The following is a 10,485-nucleotide window of genomic DNA, read 5'->3' on the forward strand; positions in this document are numbered from 1 at the left end:
ACCTTTAGGCTGGGGAGCAGTCAACTTTAACAACCTTGTACATTAAGAAGGAGAAAGATTTTCTAAAATTATATTAAGCAATGCAGTTAAATCTCACACCCTTCTCATTCCCTCTGTTGGCAACTGCAACAGAAACAGCAGACAGTTCCCTGGTAGTAGCAGGAGTACTACTAAGTTTAGTAGTAATATACTTCGCCAGTAAAATTGGTGGCGAATTGTCCAATCGCGTAGGTTTACCACCAGTATTAGGCGAGTTGGTGGGTGGTGTATTGGTGGGTGTATCTTGCCTACATCTATTAGTTTTCCCGGAAGGAGGAGCAGATGCTTCTAGTTCTGTGATTATTAGCTTCTTAGAAACCACCGCCGGTTTAACTCCAGATGGGGCAAATGCCGTATTTGTATCCCAATCAGAAGTAATTTCGGTTTTAGCAGAGTTGGGAGTAATTATCCTCCTGTTTGAAATTGGTTTGGAGTCTAACTTAAAAGACCTCATGGCTGTGGGTTTACAAGCGGTAGTAGTGGCTATAGTGGGGGTTGTAGTACCTTTCACCGCCGGTACTGTAGGTTTAATGACTGTATTTGGTGTGCCTGCAGTTCCCGCTATTTTTGCAGGTGCGGCTCTCACTGCAACTAGTATTGGTATTACTTCCAAAGTCTTGTCTGAGTTAGGTGCCCTGAATACCAAGGAAGGACAGATAATTCTTGGTGCGGCTGTCATTGATGATGTGCTGGGAATTATCGTTTTGGCTGTGGTGGCTAGTCTTGCTAAAGATGGGGCTGTGGATGTAAGTAACGTCGTCTATTTAATTATCAGTGCCACTAGTTTTCTCCTAGGTGCGATCGCTCTTGGTAATATATTTAATAAATCTTTTGTCGTAATCGTTGAGCGGTTGAAAACTCGCGGTGAATTGGTAATTCCAGCTTTCATCTTTGCCTTCGTCATGGCATATTTGGCTGACGTAATTCATCTAGAAGCTATTTTGGGGGCTTTTGCAGCAGGCTTAGTCCTAGAAGAAACTGACAAACGTAAGGAACTGCAAAGGCAAATTATCCCCATTGCGGATATGCTAGTACCCATTTTCTTTGTGACTGTGGGCGCACAAACTGATTTAGGGGTTTTAAATCCAACGATTCCCAGTAATCGTGAGGGTTTAATTATGGCAATTTTCCTGATTTTGGTGGCAATCATTGGTAAAGTCATTACAGGCTTTAGCGTTTTTGGTCAACCCCAAATTAACCGTTTAGCAATTGGTGTGGGTATGATTCCTCGTGGGGAAGTGGGATTGGTATTTTTAGGTATCGGTTCTAGCACCGGCGTACTCTCTAAGCCATTGGAAGCCGCAATTATTATGATGGTGATTCTGACTACTTTTATTGCTCCTCCATTGTTGAGGGTTGTTTTACCACAAGCAGAAGAAGAGAACTTTAACCAAGATAAATTAGTGTTAGAAACTTCCCAAACTACACCTGTAGCAATTAAATCCGTGGGTACCGCAATACCCCCATCCCATGAGAATTTGGTAAATAATCCAGAACATCATGATTCTTAGTCAAGGAAATGGGTAAACTAAATAACCACTGAGTGATGAGCCATAATTCGCATTCGATGTGAATTTAAAATATCATCCTCAACCATGACTAACTTTATGCATAGGTCACAGGAGTCAGTATCCTTCAACAGGTATTCTGACTCCTGAAAATTACTTAGATTCACCAACGGTGAAAATTAAATCCAAAAAATCATCGTTTATCATATGTAGTCAAAAAAACTAGAGAAATTAGCAATCCTATTTAATTGTCTATTTCAGGAAAAAATTGTATAATTTTTGTCTCTTGTCGTATGTATTTTTAATGATATTTTTAGCCCCAGTCAGATTTCTTTGGTTCTGCAAGAGTGGGGAGTATGGGGAGACCCCAAGCCCGCACTGCTCTCTATATTTATATATGGGGTTTCTCTCTTGCTCCCTGCTCCTTGCTCCCCTGCCTCTTCGTGACCACACTCTACCTCTTACCTAAACCCAGGATTTTGGTATTACGGAATCAGTGTTCTAGGAGATTAATTTCGGAAACTTATGTATTTAAATCTACGTCCTGTAAAATTGTAAATTTTAGTTATTATTGTTTTAATTCCCATCATCAATTATGCATTTTTTTAATTTCTAGTATTAAACCCAAAATATTCTTATTCCCAGTCTGGAGTCATAAATTTTGCCAGACACAATTAATAACTTGGTCTCAGTATGAACACATCAGTTGACAGTTATTGCTATAAATAAACGGATGTATGGATAAGCAGCAACCTCAATCTAAAAATCGATCTCTTGTTGAGACAAATATTACCGACTATGATTGACTATTACTGTGTATTCTGCTTACCTCCTTGTTAGTGTATTCTGATGCTTTGGAGACTCAAATTTCATGTTATAACAGCATGGAAAAACAACTTATGTTCTCAAAAGACTCCTGTTAACTTGATTTGGATAAAAACTGTGATTACGAGTGCAAAATTGGCAAGCACTCGACAAAAATAGAAAATATTATGGAAAATACTTTCCTTATTTTCATCAAAGCTAATATTTGAGCAAGAACCGTGGGATAACTTGCCAAACCTTTTTTGATAAATTGACAGCTCCCTCCCGTAAATGCACATCAGGAAAAAGCACTGTGAAATTACACTGGTTACTACCTGGCACTGTTGGATCTATATTAATGTTATCGTCGCCCGTGTTGGCGGCAAAACTAGAATCTTGGCGTTTTGATGCCAATAGAAATCGACTGGAAATAAATACAAACGGGGATGTCCAGCCCCAAGCCCAATTAATTTTTAATCCGACTCGTTTGGTGATTGATTTGCCAGGAACGCAGTTTGGGCAAAGGCAAATTACTCAACCTGTAGGCGGTGCAATTCGTGCAATTCGTGTTGGACAGTTTAATCCACAAACAGCTCGTTTGGTGGTAGAACTGAGTCCGAATTATACTCTTGATCCCAAAAAGGTAAAATTTGTTGGTAAAACTGGCAGTCGTTGGACTGTACAATTACCAAAGCCAACTCGACAAAGTAGTGTAACTTCCTCTAATGAAAATGTTTACAATACTGTAACTATTAATCCTCCCACAAGGAAAAATTATTCCCCAGTAGCTGCAAGTAGGACAGCAGAAGCACAAATTCAACGATTAGTGGTGACAGGGGACGGCTTTTTTGTTCGAACCACAGGTGGTAAGCCAGAGGTAAAAACAAAACGTAGCCGCGATCGCAAAACTATTTTTATGGATATCTCTGGTGCGACTGTATCCTCCAATGTGTCTTCTAATATGGAAGTCAACAAACATGGTGTGAGGAGTATTCAATTCAATCAACTAAGGAAAACTAATCCTTCTGTGGTTCGCATGACTTTGCGGGTAGATAAAAATAGTCCCGATTGGCGAGCAACAAATAGCGGTGCTAGTGGTTTAGTGATTTTACCGACTCGTATTGCCCGTAATTCTTCTAGAAGTAATAACCGTTCATCACCAACTGTAATTAATACTAGACCGGTTGTCAGACCACCTAGTTCCAGAGCTGTTAATGTTGTTTCTACGATTAAATCTGTGGAAATTGCTGATAATGGCAGACAATTATTAATTCGAGGCGATCGCCCTTTATCTGCTAATAGTGGCTGGGATCGGAAAACGGCTTTATTCCGCATTGAAGTCCCTAATGCCAAGTTATCCTCTGATGTCAAAGGTCCCAGGTTGAATGCTAATAGTCCGGTGTTGAGGGTTCGCCTACAACAACAAGACCCAACCACAGTTGTAATTTTCATCCAGCCAGCTTCTGGAGTACAACTAGGTAGAATCAACCAAGTTGGTCAACTATTATCTCTGCCAATGCAGAGGTATAGAAATACACAACGTTTTAATCCACGTTTTAATCGAAATACACCTTCCATTGGATTACCTCCTCTCAACCGTCCTAACCCCAGATCAGTTCCCCCAATCGTTAGGAGGGCTAATCCTACACCTCTACCGGGAAGACCGAGTAAAAATGGTAAATTAGTAGTCATGATTGACCCCGGACATGGCGGTAAGGATCCTGGTGCCATAGGTATTGGTGGACTGCAAGAAAAGCAGGTGATTCTTCCCATTGGTAAAAGAGTTGCCCAGATTTTGGAGCAAAATGGCATTCAGGTAGTTATGACCCGCAAGTCTGATTATTTTGTCACTCTTCCAGGGAGAGTTAAGATGGCAGAACGGGTAAATGCCGATTTATTTGTGAGTATTCATGCCAACTCAGCTGGTCGTAAGCGTCCTGATGTCAATGGCTTAGAAACCTATTATTACGATACAGGACTTAGTTTTGCTCGCACAGTACATCGTAGAATTCTGCGTACAGTGAACATGAGGAGTCGGGGTGTACGCAAAGCGAGATTCTACGTCCTCAGAAAAACTTCTATGCCTGCAATTCTTGTGGAAACTGGTTATTTAACTGGTCGTAATGATGTGAAAAATCTACGTAGCCAATGGTTCCGCAATAAAATGGCCGAAGGAATAGCTCGTGGTATTCTTGATTATCTCAAACAGAGGTAATTAGGGCTGGCTGAAAAAGTTGACATGCTCCCCAGGGAACGGTGGATTGAGGGGCGATCGCTCCCAGAAATATTCTGAGTTATATATTATGCGATCGCCTAGGAGTTAATCTAGATTCACTCCCTTGGAACTAGATACTCCTTGACGCTCTTTCACAATCAATAAAGCTGCTGCTAATGCTTCCTGACGGCTTTGTAATTGATTTTTAGGCAACAATCGATCTAAAAGTTTTAAACGTCGCAATCTGTCTTTAACTTTACCAGTAGCCCCCACTAAAAATACTGCTCGCCTTTTCTCACAAGCTTCTTTGACCATATTCTCAATTGCTAGGGAAGCTGTAACACCCACATGGGGAACTTCAGATAAATCTAAAATCAACACGTCATAATCTTCTACTATTGACAACCGGCGGGAAATTGTTTTTGCTGCACCAAAACTCATGGGACCACCTAAATGGAACAAGAGAATACGCCCCTCTGCTTGCTGCAATATTGATTTTTCTTCCGGCTTTAAACGCAGTTGTCCGTTAGGAGTTGTGATTGCTTGTACTTGCTCTGCTTGCAAATCAGAAAGGCGTTTGAGGGTAAATAGATTTGCCAGAAAAACCCCAACCACAACTGCAATAATCAAATCAACAAAAACCGTTAGCAACAAGACCATATACATCAATCCTGCTGCTCTTAGGGATATCTGGTGAGCGCGTTTCAGAAATCCCCAATCAATAATATCAACTCCAACTTTAATCAAGATCCCAGCTAAAACCGCATTGGGAATATTTTCTGTCAGTCTACCTGCACCCAGGACAATGACTAACAAAACTACAGCATGAATTACTCCCGATAGTGCTGTTTTTCCCCCTGCACGTACATTTACCACTGTACGCATAGTCGCTCCCGCTCCAGGTAATCCACCGAATAAACCTGCACATAAGTTGCCGATCCCTTGTCCAATTAATTCTTTATCAGAGTCATGTTGAGTACGGGTAATGTTATCCGCTACTAGGGAAGTCAACAAAGAATCAATTGCTCCCAAAGTTGCCAGCATTAAACCATAAATAACCATGTCCTTGATTTGATTGAGGTCAAAGACTGGTAAGTGTAGTTTGGGTAAACCTGTAGGAATTGTACCAATGCGGGTTATATCACTATCTGGAAACACAGTTACTGAAATAACTGTACTCACAACTAGTGCGATTAAAGGGGATGGTATAATCCGATTCAGCTTGGGAGGAGATAAAAATACAATTAGTAGTGTTAGTAAGCCTAATCCAGTGGCTACAGGGTGAGGATTGCTGAGGAATTTGGGCAGATTGGAGAAAGAATCCACTACCTTCGCAGAACTAGGATGTCCCAACAAAGGACCAATCTGAAGAAAGAGAATAATAAAGCCAATCCCAGACATAAAGCCAGAGACGACTGTGTAGGGAATAAAGGTAATATATTTACCCAGTCGCATGACTCCAAACAGAATTTGGAATAATCCACCCAGCATAACGATGGTAAATGCTATTTCCACACCATTATCTGGATTTTTGGCAATCATCCCAGTGAAGACAGTCGCCATCACTACTGTCATGGGACCTGTTGGACCAGAAATTTGGGATGGAGTTCCCCCAAATAAAGCTGCAAATAGCCCTATAAAAATAGCACCATATAATCCTGCGATCGCTCCTGCTTGTGGTGAAGCAGAAACTCCAAATGCCAATGCTAATGGTAAAGCAACAATAGCAGCAGTCACACCACCTAATAAATCACCACGTAGATAGCGGACATTGAAGCTGTTAATTAATCTGAGACGGGTCATTTCAGTTATCAGTTATCAGTTATCAGTTATCAGTTATCAGTTTCCCCATAGTTAAATCGAGGGGCTTGGGTAGGGGAAAAGTTTTTCCCTTTTCCACAAATAGAATTTAGGAGCTTGATACCGATTACTGTTGTGTCAAGTTAAATAAATTACCCACAATTCTGATTACTTCAGTAAGTAGTCGTCATCAACTGAGTATGTTCTGTTGTGTGTAGCGCATACCATCGGATAGGTAGGAAAGGAAATATTTCCAATTGTCCTCATATATACAGAAGAGTTTGACTACTGACTTTAGCTAATCTGGGAAGTAGTGGGTGATATCACAAATAAGTATTTGTCAGAAACCACAGAGATTATATGCAAGTCCAATATGGTTATAATTCATCAAATAGCTATAGGGAGTGAGAATAGGCTATAAGCTCCCTACTTTGTGTTGTGAGCAGCATTCCCAAGGGTGAAATTTTTCATAGAAATTGTCTTGCTGTGGTGCACCTTTTATGCATTACCACTAACTTACTATTGGCTTGCTGTTCAAGATTATAGCTATGCCATTAATATATTAATCAGTGCGATCGCTAAAAATATAAAATTAAAAAGACTTTTTTTCTGCAATTGGCGATCGATAACTATCTTTATTTTCCAGTTCCCACCCTAGTAGTGATTAAAACGTTGGGTGGAAAGCTGAAATTGATTATTATTTAATATCTGGTTTACTAATGTTCACCACCCAAGACATCTTGCAATAGTGGTGCCAGCTCTTGATTTAAACGACCAGAGCGAACAAAGTCAGCATAGGTATCTGCTTCCACTGCAAGTAATTCACTTCGCAGTTGCTTAGTGGTAAATTCCCGGAGATTAGGATAGTCATTTTGTAACTTTTCAATTTTCTCTTCTAAGTTATTCAATTCTCCTCTAATTAAAGTCTCTTGATAGCGACAAAATTCCTTATCGAGTCCTGGACGTTCATCCACGCGATCAAGATATTCTAGTACCCTTCCTAGTGCTGACTGGCGTGCAACCAATTCTAGGTACTCCTGACGTAGAGGTTGATCTCCCAAAAGATTTAAATTTTCTAGTAAGGGTTTGGTGGTTAATCCCTGTACTAATAAGGTAAATAAAACTACTCCAAAGACAGTAGCAATTAATTCCTCTCTTTCAGCCAAAATGGTCGGAACACTTAATGCTAGAGCAATGGATACAGAACCACGTAAACCACCCCACCAAAGTATAGTTTGTTCCGCTAAACTAATTTCCGAATTAGCAAGTTTATTGGTCAAAAATCCCAAACCATAAACAGAAACTACCCTAGCTAAAACCATTCCTCCAATGGTGACACCAATAATTACTAAATTATCTGCCAAAACCGAAAACCGCACTTGATCCCCAATTAACAAGAAAACGATGGAATTGACAAAGAAAGCAATAAATTCCCAAAATTCACTCACAATCACCCTAGTACGAGGATTCATACCAATTCGGGAACCAAAGTTACCTAAAATTAAGCCAGTTGTTACCACCCCAATTACCCCAGAACCTCCCAATTCTTCAGCAATAATGTAGGTTCCATAGGCTGATACCAAGGTTAAAGACTGTTCTACCAGTGGTAAATCGAATCTTTGGGTGAGGTAGGAAATACCAAAACCAATCAATCCTCCCACAGCTATACCAATACCAACCACGGTGAAGAGTTCGATGATTACAGGTTGAAATCCCAATTGTGTTTTTCCTAGGGGTAGTCCCACCAGGAAACTAAAAGCCACAACAGCCATACCATCATTAAACAAACTCTCCCCTTCCATCAAGGTTGTCAGGCGTTTGTCTACCCCCAGCTCCCGAAATAATGCAGTGACGGAAACAGGGTCGGTGGCTGATAAACTAGCTCCTACTAGTAGTGCAGTAGTCAGGGGAACTGTGGTGAATTGGTTGAGTCCAATTGTCACCCCAATAATAGAAATTAAGACTCCTAGCACTGCATAGAGACAAATAGGAAGCATATCCCGCTTCAAGTTCCCCCATTTTAAATTCCATGCTGCTTCAAACAACAATGGAGGGAGGAAAATTGCCAGAATCAGTTCTGGGGATAGGTTAACCAGACGGACATCTACCAGCGCCAAACCCAAGCCAGCAATCACCAAAAGTAAGGTATAGGGTATTTGGCGAAACCAGCTAAACACCTGGGGTAATGTTGCTACACTCAAAGAAACAGAGAGTACCAGCAAAAATTGCTTGAGATTCGCCTCGATTGATACTTCCGTAACAGCAGATTCTATTGCCATAAAGATATTTCTAAAATTGAATATGAGACTTCATCGCCAATAGTTTAACTCTCTTGATGTGAGTATTTTGTCAGGGGAGCGAACCTGGGTATAATATGTTGATTTTTGTTGCGGTATAAAAATTTATACTAATTTAAATAATGTTTGCGACACATAAATGCTTCGTAAGGGCACGGCATCCACAATTTTTTAATATATAAAATTATTTTACTGATGCCGTGCCCCTACCCATCTGTCTCATTTTTTTCAAAATGGTATTACTTTCTCTTCTGGTTACTTCTTATTGTCGGTTGAGGAAGGGGAGATGGCTCTTGAGCTTTTAGTCCTTTATCAGCAGTTAAAAATTCTACGCAAAAACCTTTTTCTTGGTAATGTTGACCCAAGATAACCATACTACCATCGCCCATCGAAGTTTTTTGTGTTGCCCATCCGGGAAATTGAGCAGCTAAGTTTTTCAGCTTATCTGCTTCCCATAGTATAATTTGTTCGCTAAAAGCCGCCCAAGGAGATGTTTCATCAGTAGCTTTAGTCATAATTTCTGCCAATTTTTGGGCCACATCATAATTATTTTTAGCCTGTGCAATGTGGTTACTAATTTCTACAACTACAGCTAAAGGGAGTACAAGTACTGTAGATTGCTCGATTTCTAATTGAATCTTTTCATCGACACGTTGAAAGTCCCATTTATCATCATCAGAACCAACAGTTTCCATCCCTGGAACTTGCAACCAAACACATAAAAGTGATGTATCGATAATTAATACTTTTCTCATATCACTATCTATTCATCATGAGAAAAGCTTCTTTCAATTGCACCGCTTGCTGTTATTTTACCTAAGGAAGCAGATGCAAATAATTTGGAAAATTTTTTAATATCTTCTAAAACAGTAAGTTGGCTATCACCAGTTTCTACATCTCGGTGGGAAATAACTACGAAGGGAATTATATCTGAACCAAAAGCATCTAGTAAAGTTGGATTATGGGTAGTAATTAAAATATCAATATTTCTTTTTTGTCCAATTTCACGCAGCATCCTTACTAATAATTCTGAACGGGAGGTATGTAGTCCATCATCCACATCTTCAATGACTAATTGACTACCTTCTGGGCGAGTTAATAAAGCCGTGATAATCGCAATAAATCGCAGTGTACCATCGGACATACTACGAGCATCAATTTCTGTAATATCGTCTGGTTTCCATTCTTCTTCACAGTACAGCATGGCATCTGTGCCGAATCTACCGACTTTTTCCGCCCATACTTTTTTAATATCGCCTTCTGGTAAGTTTTTTATGTAGGTGGATATTGTTGTTTCTACTTCAGCTTTTTTCTCATCAGATAATTCTCAGATTTGGTTGAGTTTCTATTTGAATGATATAAAGATAATCAGTATTCTCATTTTCGCCCTGAATCAATACTTTTAACGTGAATTTATTCTCCGGCTTACGTGCAGCCCATTCAACACCACCTCTAATAGAAGGAAGTGTTTCATTGCCCGTTAAAGCTGTTTTAATTTCTTCACCTCTAGCTATTCTTTGCAAAAAATCTAATGCTTCAACTACATTAGATTTACCACTGGCATTAGTACCAATTAAAACAGTCAGTGCATCGATTGGCAGCTCTGCATAGTGAAAACTTTTCCAATTTTCCAGAATGAGTTGCTTTAGCATTACCTACTCCAAAAAATCATACTAATATCTACCATTATCGCCCAATTTTAATGGCAAATAATAAACTGCGATAAGGGTAAAGCCTACCGCATATCTCCGCTTTCCTTCCATCGTATCCGTTGGCGTAGCCGCCCTGACAGGGCTAGGACTCAGTATCAAGTCTCCGGCTT

The 10,485-nt window shown here is 40.0% G+C and carries 5 protein-coding genes and 1 pseudogene; 2 read left to right on the forward strand and 4 right to left on the reverse strand.

The window, feature by feature from the left end; all coding sequences use genetic code 11:
• Nucleotides 1–80 precede the first annotated feature (80 nt).
• The gene (locus CALSC_RS08170; RefSeq protein WP_088240875.1) at nt 81–1,550 is read left to right on the forward strand and encodes a cation:proton antiporter; all 1,470 of its coding nucleotides are present in this window, start codon (nt 81–83) and stop codon (nt 1,548–1,550) included.
• A 1,114-nt stretch (nt 1,551–2,664) separates the two neighbouring features.
• The gene (locus CALSC_RS08175; protein ID WP_088240876.1) at nt 2,665–4,566 is read left to right on the forward strand and encodes an N-acetylmuramoyl-L-alanine amidase; all 1,902 of its coding nucleotides are present in this window, start codon (nt 2,665–2,667) and stop codon (nt 4,564–4,566) included.
• 105 nt (nt 4,567–4,671) lie between these two features.
• On the opposite strand, the gene CALSC_RS08180 is transcribed toward CALSC_RS08175, so the two are convergent.
• The 4 genes and pseudogenes from CALSC_RS08180 to CALSC_RS28160 all read right to left on the reverse strand — a co-directional run bounded on the left by CALSC_RS08180 (nt 4,672) and on the right by CALSC_RS28160 (nt 10,315).
• Complete coding sequence (locus CALSC_RS08180) at nt 4,672–6,369, reverse strand: SulP family inorganic anion transporter (RefSeq protein ID WP_088240877.1); 1,698 nt, start codon at nt 6,367–6,369, stop codon at nt 4,672–4,674.
• Nucleotides 6,370–7,082: 713 nt separating this feature from the next.
• Nucleotides 7,083–8,645: a cation:proton antiporter gene (locus tag CALSC_RS08185; protein WP_088240878.1), complete on the reverse strand. Its 1,563-nt coding sequence runs from the start codon at nt 8,643–8,645 to the stop codon at nt 7,083–7,085.
• A 257-nt stretch (nt 8,646–8,902) separates the two neighbouring features.
• Nucleotides 8,903–9,418: a hypothetical protein gene (locus tag CALSC_RS08190; RefSeq protein ID WP_088240879.1), complete on the reverse strand. Its 516-nt coding sequence runs from the start codon at nt 9,416–9,418 to the stop codon at nt 8,903–8,905.
• An 8-nt stretch (nt 9,419–9,426) separates the two neighbouring features.
• Nucleotides 9,427–10,315: pseudogene (locus tag CALSC_RS28160) on the reverse strand (AAA family ATPase).
• Between the last annotated feature and the right edge of the window lie 170 nt (nt 10,316–10,485).

The organism is Calothrix rhizosoleniae SC01 (assembly GCF_900185595.1).
Classification (GTDB): Bacteria; Cyanobacteriota; Cyanobacteriia; order Cyanobacteriales; family Nostocaceae; genus Calothrix_A; species Calothrix_A rhizosoleniae.

What these genes read in the sequence shown, in the direction of transcription:
- CALSC_RS08170 (WP_088240875.1), top strand. Translation starts at nt 81, where the DNA reads ATGCAGTTAAATCTCACACCCTTCTCATTCCCTCTGTTGGCAACTGCA.
- CALSC_RS08180 (WP_088240877.1), bottom strand. Translation starts at nt 6,369, where the DNA reads ATGACCCGTCTCAGATTAATTAACAGCTTCAATGTCCGCTATCTACGT.
- CALSC_RS08185 (WP_088240878.1), bottom strand. Translation starts at nt 8,645, where the DNA reads ATGGCAATAGAATCTGCTGTTACGGAAGTATCAATCGAGGCGAATCTC.
- CALSC_RS08190 (WP_088240879.1), bottom strand. Translation starts at nt 9,418, where the DNA reads ATGAGAAAAGTATTAATTATCGATACATCACTTTTATGTGTTTGGTTG.